15 protein-coding genes are annotated in these 18,667 nt (G+C 36.1%); 12 read left to right on the plus strand and 3 right to left on the minus strand.

The genetic code is table 11. From position 1 onward, the window contains the following. Positions 1 to 5 precede the first annotated feature (5 nt). Both FNW52_RS06180 and FNW52_RS06185 read left to right on the plus strand, forming a co-directional pair. Positions 6 to 437, plus strand: coding sequence for a DUF1573 domain-containing protein (locus FNW52_RS06180; protein WP_143376593.1), 432 nt, complete (start codon positions 6 to 8; stop codon positions 435 to 437). Between the two features lie 195 nt (positions 438 to 632). Continuing rightward, on the plus strand, positions 633 to 2,741 hold the full coding sequence (locus FNW52_RS06185; protein ID WP_143376594.1) for a response regulator: 2,109 nt from the start codon (positions 633 to 635) through the stop codon (positions 2,739 to 2,741). 257 nt (positions 2,742 to 2,998) lie between these two features. Here FNW52_RS06185 and FNW52_RS06190 read toward each other — a convergent pair whose 3' ends face one another. From FNW52_RS06190 to FNW52_RS06200, 3 genes are read right to left on the minus strand one after another with little or no spacing between them, the layout of a single operon-like run. Continuing rightward, positions 2,999 to 4,333: an aminotransferase class III-fold pyridoxal phosphate-dependent enzyme gene (locus FNW52_RS06190; protein ID WP_143376595.1), complete on the minus strand. Its 1,335-nt coding sequence runs from the start codon at positions 4,331 to 4,333 to the stop codon at positions 2,999 to 3,001. Positions 4,334 to 4,362: 29 nt separating this feature from the next. Then, positions 4,363 to 4,812: a GNAT family N-acetyltransferase gene (locus FNW52_RS06195; protein ID WP_143376596.1), complete on the minus strand. Its 450-nt coding sequence runs from the start codon at positions 4,810 to 4,812 to the stop codon at positions 4,363 to 4,365. Between the two features lie 58 nt (positions 4,813 to 4,870). Next, the gene (locus FNW52_RS06200) at positions 4,871 to 6,328 is read right to left on the minus strand and encodes a CoA-acylating methylmalonate-semialdehyde dehydrogenase (protein ID WP_143376597.1); all 1,458 of its coding nucleotides are present in this window, start codon (positions 6,326 to 6,328) and stop codon (positions 4,871 to 4,873) included. A 231-nt stretch (positions 6,329 to 6,559) separates the two neighbouring features. On the opposite strand from FNW52_RS06200, the gene FNW52_RS06205 reads away from it, so the two are divergent. From FNW52_RS06205 to FNW52_RS06250, 10 genes are all read left to right on the plus strand, one after another. Continuing rightward, positions 6,560 to 8,086: a Na+/H+ antiporter NhaC family protein gene (locus FNW52_RS06205; protein WP_143376598.1), complete on the plus strand. Its 1,527-nt coding sequence runs from the start codon at positions 6,560 to 6,562 to the stop codon at positions 8,084 to 8,086. An 11-nt stretch (positions 8,087 to 8,097) separates the two neighbouring features. After that, positions 8,098 to 8,751 carry a GNAT family N-acetyltransferase gene (locus FNW52_RS06210; RefSeq protein WP_143376599.1) on the plus strand — a complete coding sequence of 218 codons (654 nt, stop codon included), beginning with the start codon at positions 8,098 to 8,100 and terminating at the stop codon, positions 8,749 to 8,751. A 54-nt stretch (positions 8,752 to 8,805) separates the two neighbouring features. Next, complete coding sequence (locus FNW52_RS06215; protein ID WP_143376600.1) at positions 8,806 to 9,477, plus strand: GNAT family N-acetyltransferase; 672 nt, start codon at positions 8,806 to 8,808, stop codon at positions 9,475 to 9,477. Between the two features lie 119 nt (positions 9,478 to 9,596). After that, positions 9,597 to 10,943, plus strand: a complete 1,347-nt coding sequence (locus tag FNW52_RS06220) for an aspartate aminotransferase family protein (RefSeq protein WP_143376601.1) — start codon at positions 9,597 to 9,599, stop codon at positions 10,941 to 10,943. A gap of 83 nt (positions 10,944 to 11,026) precedes the next feature. Beyond that, positions 11,027 to 12,607 carry an amidohydrolase gene (locus FNW52_RS06225; RefSeq protein ID WP_143376602.1) on the plus strand — a complete coding sequence of 527 codons (1,581 nt, stop codon included), beginning with the start codon at positions 11,027 to 11,029 and terminating at the stop codon, positions 12,605 to 12,607. A gap of 396 nt (positions 12,608 to 13,003) precedes the next feature. Next, the gene (locus FNW52_RS06230; RefSeq protein ID WP_143376603.1) at positions 13,004 to 13,489 is read left to right on the plus strand and encodes an Lrp/AsnC family transcriptional regulator; all 486 of its coding nucleotides are present in this window, start codon (positions 13,004 to 13,006) and stop codon (positions 13,487 to 13,489) included. Further along, the gene (locus tag FNW52_RS06235) at positions 13,482 to 14,783 is read left to right on the plus strand and encodes an aspartate aminotransferase family protein (protein WP_143376604.1); all 1,302 of its coding nucleotides are present in this window, start codon (positions 13,482 to 13,484) and stop codon (positions 14,781 to 14,783) included. The genes FNW52_RS06230 and FNW52_RS06235 overlap by 8 nt, the downstream gene beginning before the upstream one ends. Before the next feature lie 232 nt (positions 14,784 to 15,015). After that, positions 15,016 to 16,437 (plus strand): NAD-dependent succinate-semialdehyde dehydrogenase, encoded by a 1,422-nt coding sequence (locus FNW52_RS06240; protein WP_143376605.1) that lies wholly within the window; start codon positions 15,016 to 15,018, stop codon positions 16,435 to 16,437. A gap of 80 nt (positions 16,438 to 16,517) precedes the next feature. Then, a complete protein-coding gene (locus tag FNW52_RS06245) occupies positions 16,518 to 17,168 on the plus strand; it encodes a GNAT family N-acetyltransferase (protein ID WP_143376606.1) in 651 nt (216 codons plus the stop codon). Between the two features lie 67 nt (positions 17,169 to 17,235). Beyond that, the gene (locus FNW52_RS06250; protein ID WP_143376607.1) at positions 17,236 to 18,588 is read left to right on the plus strand and encodes an NAD-dependent succinate-semialdehyde dehydrogenase; all 1,353 of its coding nucleotides are present in this window, start codon (positions 17,236 to 17,238) and stop codon (positions 18,586 to 18,588) included. Positions 18,589 to 18,667 lie beyond the last annotated feature (79 nt).

Below are 18,667 nucleotides of genomic sequence, written 5' to 3' on the forward strand. Positions count from 1 at the left end.
AAATTATGAAAATGATTAAAATTTCAATGTTGGCATTAACTCTAGGTTTAATGTCATTTTCGGCCATCGCTCCTGTAAAAATGGTAGTTTCAAAAGTGAGTATTGATACTTCTTCGATCGTGTGGAAAAGTGAGACCATAGATGTGGGGAATATTCCTCAAAACACTCCAAAACCTATTGTTTTTGAATTCAAAAATACAGGAAAAACAGCAGTTGTAGTTACCAATGTACAAGGTTCTTGTGGTTGTACAGCAACAAATTACACCAAAACTCCAATTGCTCCAGGAAAATCAGGTACAGTTACAGCGACTTATAATGCAGCTAATGCGGGTGGATTTACTAAAACGGTATCAGTAACTACTAATGCTGAAACGACTGTTAAAGTTTTGACTATAAAAGGAACTGTTGTTGCGGCATCAACAGGGGTGAAAAGTTAATTTTACAATCAATAAAGTATCTGAAACCACCCGCTGAGGTGGTTTTTTTGTTTGTAAATGGATTAAAAAAACACACACTATAGTATGAATTAGTTAGTAAACTGTAAATCCAAATATTCAGTGTGTTGTGTTTTTTTTGTATTGTAAAAAAACAGTATATTGCGTTACTATTTTTGCTGTAATTCTTTTAACTAAATGAGATTAAAATTAACGACTTACTCTAAATTGGTATTGTTAATCATTGGGATTTGCTCACTTTTTATATTCCTATTTCTATCGCTTTACCTTTATACGATAAAGCAAGAAGATCAGGTTTTTAAGTCAAATACAGATCAATATCAAACTGAAATAAATAGATTATTTGATTTTAATTCGAAAACACAAATTGTTACCATAAACGATCTTAGTTATTGGGATGCATTAGTCAGTTTTACAAAGTCAAGAGATACCATTTGGTTTAATAACCACATTGTAAACGAATTCCCTACCTACGAAGTGGATTATATTGGGGTTTATGATTTAAAGAAAAAATTTATCGTAAACACAGCCACTCCTAATTTTAAATTCAAAGATTTTATCCCAGTACAAGCCATGATGCATTTGAATAAAACCAAGTTTTCTAGGTTTTATATGCGTGTTCCAGAAGGGATAGTCGAAGTGTTTGGGGGTACTATTCATCCTTCAAATGACCCCAAAAAGAACAAAACAAGACCTTCAGGTTATCTGTTTATGGCTCGTGTATTGGATCCAAAATATTTAAAGAATTTAGAAGATATCTGTAGCTCCAAAATTAAGCTTTTAAGCAATTTCGATGCGAATACTATTGGCAATAAAAAAGTAACCTCAATAATAAGACTTAGAGACACTGATAATCTTGCTGTAGGCAGATTATTGTTTCAGAGGTCTTCGTATCTCAATTTTGAAAAAACCAGAGAACTGCTGTTGATTATAGTAATCGTTACCTTATTTAGTTTGATCGCCGCCATTCATTATTCTAGAAAATGGGTGTACAAACCGTTGCGATTGGTAACCAATATTTTAGAATCGGATCGTGAAATTTCAATCAGTCTCTTGAAAAAAGAGCCTGGAGAGTTTGGCTACATCGGAAATTTATTTGATGATCATAGAAAGAACCGATTTCAGTTAGAAAAATCCAAAGTAAAGGCGGAAGAAAGTGATAAGCTTAAATCTACTTTTTTAGCTAATTTGTCTCATGAAATTAGAACACCAATGAATGCTATAGTTGGTTTTTCTGATTTGCTTTTGGATGATAATCTAAGTGTAGAATTTAGAAAAAAATACCTGAAAATTATTAAGAGTAGTGGCAAAAATCTAGTTTCAATTATTGAAGATCTTATAGAAATGTCTAAGATTGACGCCAAGCAAATCACACCCAATTACAAAGGGTTGAATATAGAGAATTTTGTAAATGAGTTGTATAGTACTCTAAAAGTAATTGTTCCAGAAGATAAAAAAGTTGATTTTTATTTGATGAAAAGTGATGAAAAGTTGCCAAATGATATTTTAACAGATGAGGTTAAATTGAGGCAAGTCATGGTTAATTTACTGACAAATTCCATAAAGTTTACAGATAGAGGGCATGTTTCTTTTGGCTATACTCTAAATCATGAAACAAAGGCCATAGAGTTTAGAGTTGAAGATACGGGTTTAGGAATTAGTAAAAAAGATTTGAAAGTTATTTTTGACCGCTTTAGAAGAGTAGAAGATGATTATTCTATATCACTTAGTGGTTTGGGATTGGGCTTGTCTATTTCTAAAGCTTATGTAGAAATGTTGGGAGGTAAAATTACAGTAGAATCTTTTTATGGAGAAGGTTCTGTTTTTAAATTTAGCATTCCATTGGTTTATGATACTAACAATATTGGGAAAGATTTAAAAATGGATGGAATTCTACCTCTTGATTTTGGTTTGAAAACCATATTAATCGCCGAAGATGATAATATTAATTATTTGTTATTAAAAAGGATATTAGAATTAAAAAGCCATACCGTTTTGAGAGCTCGAAATGGTTTAGAAGTAGTCAATATAAGTGCCGAAAATGATACTATTGACCTGATTTTTATGGATATAAAAATGCCTATTTTAGATGGTTACGAAGCCTTCAAAAAAATCAAACAGTTTAAACCAGAACTTCCTATTGTTGCTCAAACAGCTCATTCTTCAACCGAAGATAAAGAGAGGATTCTCAAGGCTGGATTTTCTGGCTATATTACTAAACCATTAGATAAAGAGAAAATCTACGAATTGATAAATCAGGTTTTTCAAAACGATAGTATTTGTTAAAGGTTTTTTTTTAGTTTTCAGTCTGGATCAGGATAAAAAGGTTTACCATATAAGAAATATAAGGTCATATAAGCAGGGTTCAAAAAGCAATAACTTATCTGTACTTATATTCCTTATATGGTTAAAATTAAATGCTGTTTGTTTTAGAATATAGCCATAACATTAGTTGAAAAAAGGGGGTTGATTTTAGAAATTCTTCTAAAATCAACCCCCTTTTTGATTGAAAACTGAAAACTGAAAACTGAGACTGATCTTGTCTAAACCAAATGTTCATCAGAAATGGATAAGGCTTGCGAAATAATAGCTAAGCCTTCGTCTATTTCAGATTCTGTGATGCATAACGGCGGCGCTATAAAAATATAGCCCCAACGCACAAAAGTGTATAATCCCAGAACTCTTAGTTTGGCCGCAATAAGATTGGTTACTTTTAGTTCGTCTCCACTGGCATTGTAGGGAGCGATTAATTCTCCTGTGGTTTTGTTTTTTAGAACATCCAAACATCCTAGTAAACCTGTGTTTCTAAAAGCGCCCATACTTGGATGTTTCGCTCGCATTGCCTCTATTTTTGATTCCAGATAAGCCCCCATTTTTTTAGTGTTGGCTATTAAATGGTCACTTTCGTAAATGTTTATTACCGCCAATGCAGCTGCCAAAGCAACAGGATGGGCATTGTAAGTAAGACCAATCATCATTGGCGTATTATCGAATTTCTCCGCTATTTTATCTGAAACCATTAAACAGCCTAACGGAAGATAAGAGGAGGTTAATCCTTTGGCCATACACACCATATCAGGAATAATGTCATGGTTTTCAAATCCAAACCATTTTCCGGTTCTTCCAAATCCACTCATTACTTCATCGGCAATAAAAAGGATGTCGTATTTTTCGCAAAGGGATTTAACTCCTTTTATGTACCCTTTTGGATAATGCAAACAGCCCGAAGAGCCGCTTTCGCCTTCAAAAATAAAGGCAGCAATATTCGTTTTTCCTTCAAAATGGATTATTCTTTCTACATATTCCAGGCTTAAACTCAATTTTGTAGCCTCATCCAGATCTTTCATACCAAAGAAATAGTAAGGATCGTCTAGTAGTACTGCATTGGGCATTTGTTGGGCGTCATTGGCCAGTTTTCGGGGATCGCCACCAACTGACATTCCACCAATTGAACCGCCATGAAAAGCTCGGTATCGCCCAATGATTTTATGTCTTCCGGTATATAATCGTGCCAGTTTTATGGCATTATCTACAGAGGAAGTCCCGCATAATGTAAAGAAGGCTTTGTTCAAATCCCCAGGACATATTTCGGATAATTTTCTAGCCAGTTTAGCTCTTATTTCGGTGGTGCAGGTTGGTGTTACAAAACTTACTTTTTGCATTTGCTCTACCACTGCTGCCGTAACTCTTTGATCACCATGGCCTATATTTACAGACATTAATCCAGACGAAAAGTCGATTATTTTGTTGCCATCGTAGTCGTATAAATAAACACCTTCGGCTCTTTCTATTGCGATTGGGTTTACACTGGCTTGTGCCGACCATGAAAATAAACTAAATTCTTTGCTGTCACTTATGATTTGTTCTTTGCTTAACATTCGTTGTTTGGTTTTTTTTAAGTTTTTAATTAGTTGACAGTAAGGTCGTAACTATAAAGGTAGTCTTCTCTTACAAAGCCCATTTTGTTGTATAAACCTTGGGCAATGATGTTGTTTTTTGCAGTTCTTAATCGAACTAAATTAGAACCTAATTCTTTTGCGAATTCAACTGTTTTTAGAATTAGTTTTTCGCCAATTCCGTTTTTTCGGATAGAAGCGTCAACAAAAAGATCATTTAGAATCAAAATTTTATTGAGTGCCAATGAAGAAAAAGTAACGTAAATAAGAGCAAAACCAATGATTTTGTCAGGATTAGTATCGTCGCTGGCGATGAAAATCGTGGCTTCATTATTTTCTATTCGTTCCTTTAGGTACTCTTTGTGCTTTTCATAATCGGACGGTTTCTTATAAAAAACAACATATTGATCAAATAGATTAGTCAATTGATCTAAGTCTTGTAGTGTAGCTTTTCGTATCATTACTATTTGGTTATTTGTGGTTAGAAAACTAAAATTACAAAAAAAAAAGTTAAAAACCCTAGCTCATCCAATTGGTTCCTGCTTCGGGATTCCATTTGGTGGTGGTTTTCTTTTCTTTGGTAAAAAAACCAATAGCACTTTTTCCGGTAATATCGCCAGAACCAAAACGGGATTGATTCCATCCTCCAAAACCAAAAGGCTCTCTAGGAACTGGAACGCCAATATTTACACCACACATTCCAGCCGAAGCATGCTCGGTAACATAATTGGCCAAGCCGCCATTTTGAGTAAAAACAGAACAAGCATTTCCATACGGATTGGCGTTTTCTATTGCCAATGCTTCATCAATGGTATTCACACGAACGATAGCTAGGACAGGACCAAAAACTTCTTCTCGGGCAATTTTCATATCGGCTGTAGCGTTGTCAATTAGGGTTGTGCCTACATAAAAGCCATTTTCTTTTCCAGGAACAGTAGTGTTGCGTCCGTCTAAAATAATTTTGGCCCCTTGTTGTTCTGCCTCGGTAATATAGGCTTCAATTCTGTCTTTGGCGGCTTTAGAAATAACAGAACCTAGAGTAGTTCCACATTGAATTTTTTGGGCATCTGTAATTAGTCGATCCAGTATTGCATCACAATTTCCTACGGCAATCAAGGTTGCTGCCGCCATGCATCTTTGTCCTGCACAGCCGCTCATGGAAGCAACAATATTAGAGGAAGCCATTTCTGGGTGAGCATCGGGTAATAATAGGATATGATTTTTTGCACCTCCAAGCGCCAGTACTTGTTTTAGGTTGTTGCTCGCTCTTTGGTACACAATTTTGGCGACTTTGGTAGACCCCACAAAAGTGATCGCCTGAATTCCGGGATGGTCACAAATGTTTTCTACGGTAGTTTGTGTTCCATTGATAATATTGAACAATCCATCAGGAAGTCCAGCTTCTTTTAAGAGTTTGGCGGTATATTGACTGCTTATGGGCACTGCTTCCGAAGGTTTTAGAATGAAAGCATTTCCAAGAGCTATTGCGTTTACAATAGTCCAATGCGGTACCATTGTCGGAAAATTAAAGGGTACAATGGAAGCTACGATTCCTAAAGGGACTTTTGTGGAAGAACAAAAAACGCCTTTACTCACTTCCATGTTTTCGCCATTCATAAATTGAGGTAAAGAACAGGCAAATTCGGTCAGCTCAATGGCTTTGTCAATTTCGGCTTTGGCTTCGCTATGAATCTTTCCGTTTTCTCTGTGAATGATTTCGGTTAGTTCGTCACTGTTTTTCTCTAATAATTGCTTGTATTTATAAAATACTTGCACTCTTTCTTTCAAGGTGACTTTTTGCCAAGCCTTTTGCGCTTTTTGTGCTGCGACTATAATTTCATTCAAATCTTCCATAGTAGATTCGTGGAAAGTAGATAATTCCTTACCGTCTAAAGGAGAGATAATCGAGTGGGTTTTTGTAGAACTTCCAGCCTTAAACTCCCCATTTATAAAGTTTTTTACTTCGTTAAATGACATAATGATTGTTTTTTGGTTTTTTCAAATATACAAAAATTAATAAAAAATCAATAAATTTTTTTGCATGTATTGAAAATATTGTTAGATTTACAAAATAATCACATAGATGTTAATTTATTTACAATAACAAAAGTTGAAATAAGTCATTCTATATAGGTTGTTAATTTAAATCCTGACCAGTTTAAATTATTGTTATTAACTATAACCAAAAAAAACTAATCTATTAAATTTATGAAATCAGTATCTACTATTATTGGAGTTGCCTTATTATTCTTGGCTACACTTTGTTATTTTGTCCATTGGCATGCCTTAGTTCCTGCATTTACGGTATTGGGAATTGCCATGATTACTCGAAAAGCTTTAGAGCCTTTAATTATTGGTTGTTCTATTGGGTTTGTTTTATTGGCACAGCACGGCGGTTCCGAAGAATATTTTCCAGACGGGAAAGGAATGATTTTTCCTTTGAATATGTTTGACGGGATGTTTACTTCGATTTCCAGAGATGCACACGATCAAGGATTAATATGGGTTATTTTGGTTTGTATATTATATGGAGCGTTTGTTCAGTTGTTAAATGCATCTGGGGGGATTAAAGCCGTTGGTAGATATTCTGAGAACCATGTAAAAAACAAGAAACAATCCTTGATAATGACTTACTTTTTGAGTTTTTTCTTTTTCTTGGATGATTATTTGAGTGCTTTATCTGTGGGAAACACCATGAGACCTATAACGGATAAGTTTGGGGTTTCTAGAGAAAAACTGGCGCTGGTATTGACAACAGTTTGTGTGCCTATCACTATTCTTTTTCCTATTTCGACTTGGACTATATTTTATGGAACACAGATTGTAGCTATAGACGGTGGTGTTTTAGATGGTGCGGGTGTGGCAATAACCAATCCAATTCAGGCTTTTTTGGGGACTATACCTTATAATTTTTCGGCTTGGATTTCATTAATCATGGGAGGCTTAATTGTTTTTCAAATAATTCCAGATTCTAAAGCAATTAAAGAAGCTGAAGCCAACGTGAAACCAATTGATCAATCGATGATTAAAGCACCAAAGCCCAATGCGAAACAAGGTAAACTAATTTATTTTATACTGCCAATACTTGTTTTAATATGGTGTACTGTTTTTCCTTACCCATTTGATATGGACTATTGGGGAAGCTTCACTTTTTCGACAGAATATATCTTTGGTAGTATCGATGCTCTACGTGGTATTGTTACAGCAGTAGTATTTACGTATCTGTATTTTTTCCTTTTCAAAGTAATTAAATTTGCTAAAATATCGAAACATTTTGTTTTAGGATTAGAAACCATAACATTCGTATTAACCGTTTTGGGGTTTACTTATTTACTAAAAGATGTTCAAAATGCATTAGGATTTAATGAATTTGTTGCCGCAAAATTGCAAGGAATCAGTTGGTTGAATAATGCCACTTTGCCTTTTATTGTTTTTGGTTTGGTATCTTGGATTTGTTGGGCAACGGGTTCAAACTGGGGAATCTACGCTATTCTAGTTCCTACCGCAGCATTACTTTCGCATACATTAGGAGCCAATTTTTGGTTAACCCAAGGAGCATTGGCCTCTGGAACAGTTTGGGGAGCGGCAGCTTGTTTTTTCTCAGACAATCGAGTATTAACGGCACAATCTTGTAAAGTCGATATGATGCAACATGGGATTTCTCAATTTCCATACCAATTGGTAATATTTGTAGCTTCCTCTTTGTTGTATTTAATGGCAGGTTTTGTGTTATAAATAAATGAGTTATGATTTATAAAGAAGTCTTGTTTAATGAGTTTATAATCCGAAATGCAACTCCGGAAGATGCAGTTCAGATGGAATATGTTCAGCAACAATGTTATCCTACTTTGGATCCAACAGAGTTGTTAAACAGGAATCATTTTATAAATCATATCAAAGTATTTCCAGAAGGGCAGATTGTGTTAGAAAGGGACGGGGTAATTGTGGGTTCTGCAAGTACGTTTCGATGTAATTTTCCAACACAGGAAGCTACTTTTTTGGAGTCTTCGGATAATTTGTGGATTACCAATGCACATGTCGCAGACGGAGAATGGATGTACGGAATAGACATGGGGATTTTGCCAGAATATCGAGGATTAGGGCTTTCTAAAGAAATGTACACAGTAAGACAAGAAATTTGTAAAAAACTAAGGTTAAAAGGCCAGCTTATAGCAGGAATGACCATTGGTTACGGTAAAGTAAAAGATAAAATGACCATTGAGGAATACTGTTACGCATTAGAAATTAAGAAGTTTACAGATCCTACGGTGACACCTCAAAAAAAAGCGGGATTTAGATGGATAAAACCATTGTACAATCATATTAATGATCCCGAAGCCGGTTTTGCTTGTATATTTATGTATTATCCTGTAGATGAAGATTACAAACTGAAATGTTAAAAATCTAAAAAATTAAAAAAGTATAGAAAATTAATAATCTGAAAATCTAAAAGTATGATTGACAAAAAGATTTTGAATGATACATTTTTAATACGTAATGCAAAAGTTGAGGATGCCATTCAGATGGAATATGTGCAATCAAGATGTTATCCCACTTTGCATGAGTCTGAAATCTTGAATAGAGATCATTTTGCCAATCATATTACCGTTTTTCCAGAAGGGCAAATGGTTGTAGAAAAGGGAGGTGTTATTGTTGCCTCGGCCAGTACTTTTAGATGTAAATTTCCAGAACACGACAGTACTTTCCTGGAAGAAACAGATAATTTATGGATTACCAAAGTGCAAATACCAAATGGTGATTGGATGTACGGAATAGATATGGGTGTTTTGCCAGAATATAGAGGGTTAGGACTTTCTAGAGAGATGTACAAAGCACGAAATGAGGTGTGTAAGGAATTGGGTTTGAAAGGACAAATTATCGCAGGAATGACCATTGGTTATGGGAAAGTAAAAGACCAAATGACTATTGAAGCATACTGTAAGGCGTTAATAAATAATGAATTGACAGACCCAACGATTACGCCGCAGCGAAATGCTGGTTTTCGATGGATTCGACCTTTATACAATTATATCAATGATCCGGAATCTGGATTTGGGAGTATATTAATGTATAGGCCTGTCGATGAGAATTATTATTTAGAAAATGAAAAAAGCGAAAAAAGTTAAAGAATCTAAAGAATCTAAAAGAGCGAAAGAATCAAAATAAATCTAAAATTTAAAAAGAGTTGATGTTGTTAATGGACACATTGAATCTAAAATCTAAAATCATAAATCTAAAATAAAAAATGGGAACTCAAATTAAAAAAGTATCAGAAATTCCAGGTCCAATAAGCAAAGAAATGTTAGCAAGAAGAGCAGCGGCTTTACCTGCAGGCCTTGGAAAATCTACCGAAGTGGTGGTTGAAAAAGCCGAAGGAGCATTGGTATGGGATGTAGATGGAAATCAATTGATTGATTTTGCAGGTGGAATCGGAATGGTCAATTTAGGACACAGACCTCAAGTGGTGGTTGATGCCGTAAAAGCACAATTGGACAAGCACATTCATCCAGGAGCTTTGGTAACTACATTTGAATTGTATCTAGAATTTGCTGAGTTGTTGAATAAAATTACTCCGGGAGACTATCCTAAGAAAACATTATTGGCCAATTCGGGTTCAGAAGCGGTAGAGAATGCAGTAGCGATTGCTCGTTATTATACCAAAAGACCAGCAGTAATTTGTTTTGAAGGAGCGTATCACGGGCGTACCATGCTTACGTTGAGTTTAACCAGTAAATATGGTTTGTTCAAAAAAGGTTTTGGTAGTTATGCTCAAGACATTTACCGTTTTCATTCTCCAAACGTGTATAGAAGACCAAATTCTATGACTGAGGATGAGTATATTGATTTTTGTATCGAACGTTTTGATCAAAATTTAATTTCACATGTAGATCCTTCAGCTGTTGCGGCTATTATCATTGAGCCAGTTCAAGGAGAAGGTGGATTTATTCCAGTGCCGAAACGTTTCTTGGAAAAAATCAGAAAAGTGTGTGATGAACACGGTATTGTTTTCATTGCCGATGAGGTTCAAGCAGGTGCAGGAAGAACAGGGAAATTCCTTTCTATCGAGCACTCTGGAGTGGTTCCGGATATCGTTACTATGGCAAAATCTATAGGTTCAGGTTTGCCAATATCTGCCATTACAGGAAAAGCCGAAATTATGGATGCTCCGCATTTAGGCGGAATTGGAGGAACGTATAGCGGAAGCCCTATTGCAGTAGCGGGAGCTTTGGCAACAGTTAAAGAATTGATTAAACCAGAATTTCTAGATCGTGCCACGCATGTAGGTAAAATTATTACCGACAGGATTAATGCGATGAAAGAAAAATTCGAAGTAATAGCGGAAGTTCGTGGAATTGGAGCGATGCTTGTGGTTGAATTCGTTAAAGACAGAATTACCAAAGAACCAGATATGGATTTTGCCATGGCAGTAATCAAAAAATCAGTGGCCAATGGTGTGATTCTAATTCGTGCCGGATTGTACACCAACTGTATTCGTTTCTTGCCTCCAATTGTAATCACTGATGAACAATTACACGAAGGATTGGATGTAATTGAAACTGCAATTCAAGATGTATTGAACGAGAGAGGATAAAATATTTTAGAATGTATTTCCTAACAGGTTTTTAAAACCTGTTAGGAATTTGAAAAGCTTTAATTAATATTAAAAAGAAAAGAGTGTCGCTAATTTTAATACATAACGCCAACATCCTTACTATGGATAATGCTTTTGCAAAAGCGGATTCCATGGTGATTAATGATTCAGGAAAAATTGAAGCGATTGGGTCAGCAATCGAGCTTCGAAATCAATTTGGTCCTTTTCAGGAAACAATAGATTTTCAAGGAAAGACAATTATTCCGGGACTCAATGATGCCCATATTCACGTTTGGAAAATAGGACATCTTCGCACGTATATGCTAGATGTTCGAGGCATAAAATCGATAGTGGAATTCAAACAAAAGCTAAAAGATTTTGCTGCCAAAAATCCAAATTCGGAATGGATTATGGCTCGTGGTATCAATGAAATGGTGCTTGAAGAAAAGCGTTTACCCACCAAAGAAGATTTGGATGAAATCATTTCAGACAGACCCGTTTTTGTAATTAGAACCTGTGCCCATATTGGTATTGCCAATTCTAAAGCGATGGCCATTTCGGGAGTGAGTGAAGTAACGGAAGTACCTTTTGGAGGAGAAATTCGCAAAAATCAAGATGGCAGTTTGCAGGGTATTTTTACCGAAAGAGCTTTGGGTTTAATCATGAATAACATCCCGCCTTTTACTTTTGAGGAATATAAAAACATGATTCTGGAAGCGCATTCCTATTTGTTAAGCCTCGGAATTACAAGTGCTACCGATCCTGCAGCCAATGAAGAACTGCTGGCAGCCTATATTCAATTGGATGCAGCAGGTTTGCTAAAAGTGAGAATGAATGTTTTCCCGCTTCGAATTCCAGACGGTAGTGACGAAATTCAGGTTTTGCCGGAACAATACGAATCGGAGTTTTTACAAATAAAAACGGTAAAGTTCTTCTCGGATGGCGGATTGAGTTCGGCTACAGCGGCTTTGAATGTTCCCTATAAAAATACCGATGGATACAAAGGAGTTTTGCGATTGGATTACGATAAGTTTTATGAAACTGCCAAAGAAGCGGTGGCTAAAGGTTTTTCGGTGGCGACGCATGCCATTGGTCATCAGGCAGTCGATTTGACTTTGAAAGTCTATAGTGATTTGTTCAAAATCGGTCCTACATTAAGACACAGAATTGAGCATGTTGGGTTTTTATCCCAAGAAAATATAAATGATTTCAAGCGAATGAATATGACTGCTGCCATGCAACCTATATTTATTTATGAACTGGCCAATAATTTCAAGAGTACGTTACCCGATGAATTATTGGATGTGGTTTATCCGTGCAAAACAGTTTTAGACAACGGAATCAATTTGGCTTTATCAACCGATGGACCGGTGGTAAAAGAGATTAATCCGTGGATCAATATCGAAACGGCAATTACTCGAAAAGCCGCTGATGGTTCTGTCATTGGCGAAAGCCAAAAAATTACTTTGCAACAAGCATTGTATGGGTATACCGTAGGAAGTGCTGTCGCTGATAATCTAGAAAACGTAAAAGGAAGTTTAGCCGTTGGGAAATATGCTGATTTTATTGTTTTAAATGAAAATCCTTTTGAATTAAATGATGTTTCTAAAGTGCAAACTATGGAAACGTGGTGTGCTGGAAAATTGATATTTAAAAAAGACTAGTCACGAAATTTTAGATTTCAATTTTAAATGAATAAAATAGATTTTTTTTGAAAAAGAGTATTTTTATTCCGTTTTGATCTCCACTTTCCTATGCCGAGGTCAATGTCATTAAGTTAAGAGTTATATACCTAACAGGTTAAAAAAAACCTGTTAGGAAACGCTTATCCTAACAGGTTTTTTTTAACCTGTTAGGTATTAGTTTATTTCGATTTTTATTTAATTTGAGGACATTGATTGAGAAGAGCTGGGGTGAGGTTTTTATAAAAGAGTATAAGGGAAATTAAAATACAAAAAATAACTTTGTTTTTTGAAAATAAAACAAAATAATCGTTTTTTATTGTAAATAAATTAATTACATTTGACTTGTTATAAAATTTTATAAAAAACAAGCTAGAGATGAGTGTATTAGACGATGAATTAGATTTCCAAATTTTGACATTATTGCAAAAAGACGGTAGAATGTCATTTACTGAAATTTCGAAAGAGATTAATGTTGCTGTTAGTACCATCAGGCACCGTTACATCAACTTGGTTGAAGATGGAACTTTAAAAATAATAGGAAGAATTGATCCAAATAAAATTGGGTTTAATGCCTATGCCAGTATTTTGATTTCGGTCAAGCCAAAAACATTTATGAACACCATATTCGAACAACTGGCGAGTTTGCCAGAAATCAGTTTCTTGGCATCGGTTTCAGGAGATTTTGATATAGAAGCCAATGTTATGTGTCGTGATATGGAACATCTGAATGAATTAATAGGAGATAAAATCCATGTTTTGGAAGGTGTTTTTGATACCAAAACAAATATGTATATGAAAATTTACAAATTCGCTCAACCCGATTTAGAGTTGGCAAAATTATCAAGTAAGCAAAATGAATAGTACAGACAAATTATACGAAAGAAGAAAGAAAAGTGTTCCAAACGCTTTAGGAATTTTTAATCCCTCTAGTATTCAATCAGCCAAAGGTGCCATAATCACTGATGCCGATGGTAGAGAGTTGATTGATTTTGCGGGTGGAATTGGAGTAAATAATGTAGGCCATGGTGTACCTGAAATTATTGAAGCGATTCAAAAACAAGCCGAAAAATTTATTCATGCATCCTTTAATGTTTCGGTTTATGATCAATATTTAGATCTTACAGAAAAATTATGTGAGTTGTTGCCACATGGCGAAGGTACCAAAGCTATGCTGACACTTTCGGGTGCTGAATCTGTGGAGAATGCCATCAAAATTGCTCGTGCCGTAACGGGAAAAGCGGGTATTATTTGTTATGATGGTTCTTTTCATGGTCGTACTATGATGGCAATGACATTAACTTCAAACGTAAAATACAAAGAAGGAGCAGGGCCTTACGCACCCGAGGTGTATCGATTGGAATATCCGTACTACAAACCTAGTATGAGCTCTAGAATGACTTCGGATGAGTTTGATGATTTGATGATTATGAAGTTACATAAAACTTTTTCTTCAACAGTTTCAGTCAATCAAACGGCTGCCATTATTTTAGAATTGGTTCAGGGAGAAGGTGGTTTTACGGTTGCTTCCAAAAAATACGTTCAATATTTACGCAAGTTTTGTACTGAAAATAATATCTGTCTGATTTTTGATGAGGTACAATCGGGTTTTGGTCGTACCGGAAAATGGGCAGCCTATGAGCATTATGATGTCACACCAGATTTGTCTACTTGGGCAAAATCAATGGGTGGCGGAATGCCGATTGGTGCCGTAATTGGTAAGCAGGAAATCATGGATGCCATAAAACCAGGACTTATTGGAGGAACCTATTTGGGCGGGCCATTGAGTTGTGTGGCTTCGTTGGCGAGTATCAATTATATGCAAAAAAATGACATTAATGCTGCGGGTCAAAAAGTCGGCAAAATTGTTCATGATAAATTCAAACACTGGCAATCCTTGTATCCTAAAACCATTACAGATGTACGTGGATTAGGAGCGATGTTGGCGATCGAATTCACAAATCCTGAAACTGGTATTCCAGACGGTGTTGCCACAAAAGCGATTGTCGACAAATGTTTGGCTAAAGGTTTAATTGTTATCACTTCTGGAACATACGGGAATTGCATTAGAATTCTAAGTCCGTTGTTTATTGAAGACGAAGTTTTGCACAAAGGATTGATGATTTTGGAAGAAACTATAAAAGAGGTTTTGTCTTAAGTTGATTTTTAATGGCATAATATCTAACAGGTTAAAAGAAACCTGTTAGGATGGTCGTTTCCTAACAGGTTTCTTTTAACCTGTTAGGTATAAACTTTCATTTTTTTTAATGACATTGACTTAAAGCTGGAGGCAATTTAGAGTTGTGGCCAGATAATTCTAGAAATTATAAAAGAGTGAATAAACCTCGATAAATTATTAAATAAATGTTCTCTTTAAAAGGTTACAGATTATGAGAAAGCAATATATAAATGGAGTTTGGTGTGATGCAATAGACGGAGCGACTTGGGATTTACAAAGTCCATCAACGGAAGAGATTTTGGATAAAGTTCCTTTCGGAAATGCGTCCGATTGCAAGTTGGCTATTGATGCAGCAGATGCGGCTTTCAAGGGTTGGAAAAATACAACTCCTTATTTTAGAGCGGAGTTTCTAAAAAAAGCAGCTACATACATTAGAGAAAATGCGGAAGCTTTTGCCAAAGAAACAGCTTTAGAAACCGGAAAACCCATGCTAGAAGCGAGAGGGGAATGGCAAGTTTCTGCCAATCTTTTCGAATGGTATGCCGAAGAAGGTAAACGCAGTTACGGAAGAGTAATTCCTTCTAGTAGAATTGACAAACGTTCGATGGTTATTTATCAACCTTTGGGTGTTATTGGAATTATTACAGCTTGGAATTTCCCAGCGTATAATCCAGCAAGAGCAGTAGGAGCAGCATTGGCAGCCGGTTGTAGTGTAGTTTTAAGAGGGTCTGAATTTACCCCTTTGACCAGTTTTAATTTGGCGAAAGCCTTTCATGAAGCTGGAATCCCAAAAGGAGTTTTCAATTTAATTAATACTGAACCCGTTTCTACAGGGACTGAAATGATTGAAAATCCTTTACTGAAAAAAATAAGTTTTACGGGAAGTACTCGAGTTGGAAAAATATTGATGGATGGTGCTTCTAAAACTTCGACCAAATTATCATTGGAATTAGGAGGAAATGCACCTGTGATTATTGATAAAGATGTTGATGTAGAGGCTATTGCTCATCAGGCTTTGGTTGCCAAATTAAGAAATTGTGGACAGGTTTGTGTTGCGCCACAGCGTTTTTATGTCCATTCCAGTATTTTCAATCAATTTGTTGCCATTGTAAAAGAGGATATTGCTAAACTAAAAACAGGCATAAATGGTGGTAACATCGATTTTGTTGGACCACTGATCAATAAAACCCAGCAAAACCATTCTTTGACTATGCTCGAAAAAGCCAAAAGTGAGGGAGCAATCGTTCATATTGGTGGAGAAAAATCGGATAAAGGATTTTTTGTGCATCCTGCGTTGATTGAGGCTAGACAAAACCAAGCATTTATCAAAACGGAAGTATTTGGTCCATTGATGATTGTTATTCCTTTTGATACCCAAGAGGAGGTTATAGAATGGGCAAACGATACCGAATATGGGTTGGCTTCTTACGTTTTTACCAATCACATTAAAAACGCGAATGTTTATGCCGAAAACCTAGAATTCGGAATGGTTGGAATCAACGAATGGGCAGCGCATGGAACAGAATTACCTTTCGTTGGAATAAAAAGCAGTGGTATCGGACACGAATCAGGGTCTGAAGGATTGAAAGAATATTTAGAAATGAAATTAATCAGTTACGGGAATATGTGCTAATGATTTTTGATTGAAGATTAACGATTTAAGATTTTAAGATTGAAACCCTATTTCATCAGCATTCAATAAAATTAAGAAACATGGAAAAAGAAATTTTAGGTAAATACATTTTACAAACACCTTTACCAGAACATGCAAAACGACAAGCCGAATTACAGGAAATTGTATTTCCAACCTTGTCTGCGGAGGAATTAATTACGGAAGAAAAATACAAAAGACACTTGGAGATTTTTCCTGAAGGGCAATTTATAGTGTTGGATGGAGATAATGTAATTGCTTCTTGCACGACTTTGCGTCAAAATTATCATAAAGGACATCATACTTTTTTGGAGATTTCAGATGATTTATGGTTGGGGACTCACGATCCGAAAGCGGATTGGATTTATGGACTGGATGTTTCTGTTCATCCCGATTATCAAGGAAAAGGAATTGGTAGAGAAATTTATAATGCACGTCACGAAGTAGCCAGGCAATTAGGATGTTTGGGACAGATGACCGCAGGAATGCCAATTGGTTATGACAAAGTAAAAGACCAAATGACCATTGCAGAGTATTGTGATAAATTAATAAAAGGCGAAATCGTTGACCCAACGGTTACGGCTCAAACCAAATGCGGATTTATTCTAGTCGAGCCTTTATTCGATTATTTAGACGATCCACGAAGCGGAAATTGTTCGGTTTTAATGTATTGGCCTTTAGATCCAAATACAAAATTAAGCGAGCATCATTAATCTAAATTCCTTGGTTAACCCTGTCAGGGTTCAAAACCCTGACAGGGTTAAATAAAATCTATAAAAAATGATATTCAAATCTATAAATCCGTTTACACAAGCAGTACTGGCAGAGCATGAAGTATTAACCAATGCTCAATTGACTCAAAAACTGCAATTATCGGAATCGGCTTTCAAGAACTGGCGTACGACGACTTTTCAGGAAAGAGCCGATAAAATGAAAAAGTTGGCAGACATCCTAAGAGCCAACAAAGAGGAACTGGGATTGCTTATTAGCAATGAAATGGGTAAAATTCTTTCCGAAGGAATTGCCGAAGTCGAAAAATCGGCAGGAAACTGTGATTTCTATGCGGAAAATGCGGAGAAAATGCTGAAAGATGAGTATTATGATACGCCTTTCAAAAGCATGTCGGTTTACGATCCATCAGGTGCTGTTTTCGCAATTATGCCTTGGAACTATCCTTTTTGGCAAGTCTTACGTTATGCGGCACCGGCAATTATGGCGGGAAATGTGACGCTTTTAAAACACGCTCCAAATGTAATTGGTTGTGCCAAAGCCATCGAAAATGCATTTTTAGAAGCTGGTTTTCCAGAAGGTGTTTTTCAGCAAATCAACATTGATATTCCACAAGTAGAAAGTGTAATAGCGGCTGATATTGTACATGGAATTACCTTGACGGGTAGTGAAATGGCAGGATCTTCGGTTGCAGCATTGGCTGGAAAGCACATCAAAAAATCGGTAATGGAGTTGGGCGGATCAGATGCTTTTATCGTTTTGAATGATGCCGATCTAGAAAAAGCCGCAACGGTAGCAACACAATCCAGAATGCTCAATGCAGGTCAGGCCTGTATTTGTGCCAAACGTTTTATCGTTACCGAAAAAGTGGCTGATGAGTTTGCTGCTCTTTTTGCCAATAAAGTAGGAGCGTTGCAACAGGGGAATCCATTGCAAAACGGAATTCACATGGGGCCTTTGGCGAGAATCGATTTGGCCGAAAAATTAAGCTATCAATTGGAACATTCCTTAAAACAAGGGGCCAAAATGGTAGTAGGAGGAGAGCGCGATCATTGTAATTTTCAACCCACATTAATTGATTTTGTAGATACCAATAATATCGCATTTCAGGAAGAAACCTTCGGGCCATTGGCGACTATTATAAGAGCCAAAGACGAGAATGAGGCCATTGCGATTGCCAACAATCATCGATATGGTTTGGCTTCTGCTATTTGGACAGAAGACAGAGAACGCGCTTACGCATTGGCCAGAAGAATCGAAGCAGGGAATGTTTTTGTCAATTCCTTGGTGCGATCAGATTCTAGAATTCCTTTTGGGGGAACCAAAAAATCGGGCTATGGAAGAGAATTATCCGAGATAGGAATCAAAGAATTTATGAATATGAAATCAGTGATTATTGAGTAGTTATTTCGGCTTAATTGTAATAGCTAAGAATAAAATTCAAGACATATAAAAAGGAGTATGAGTTCATTTAAGTCTAGTT

This window comes from Flavobacterium sp. ZT3R18, from assembly GCF_007097385.1.
Classification (GTDB): Bacteria; Bacteroidota; Bacteroidia; order Flavobacteriales; family Flavobacteriaceae; genus Flavobacterium.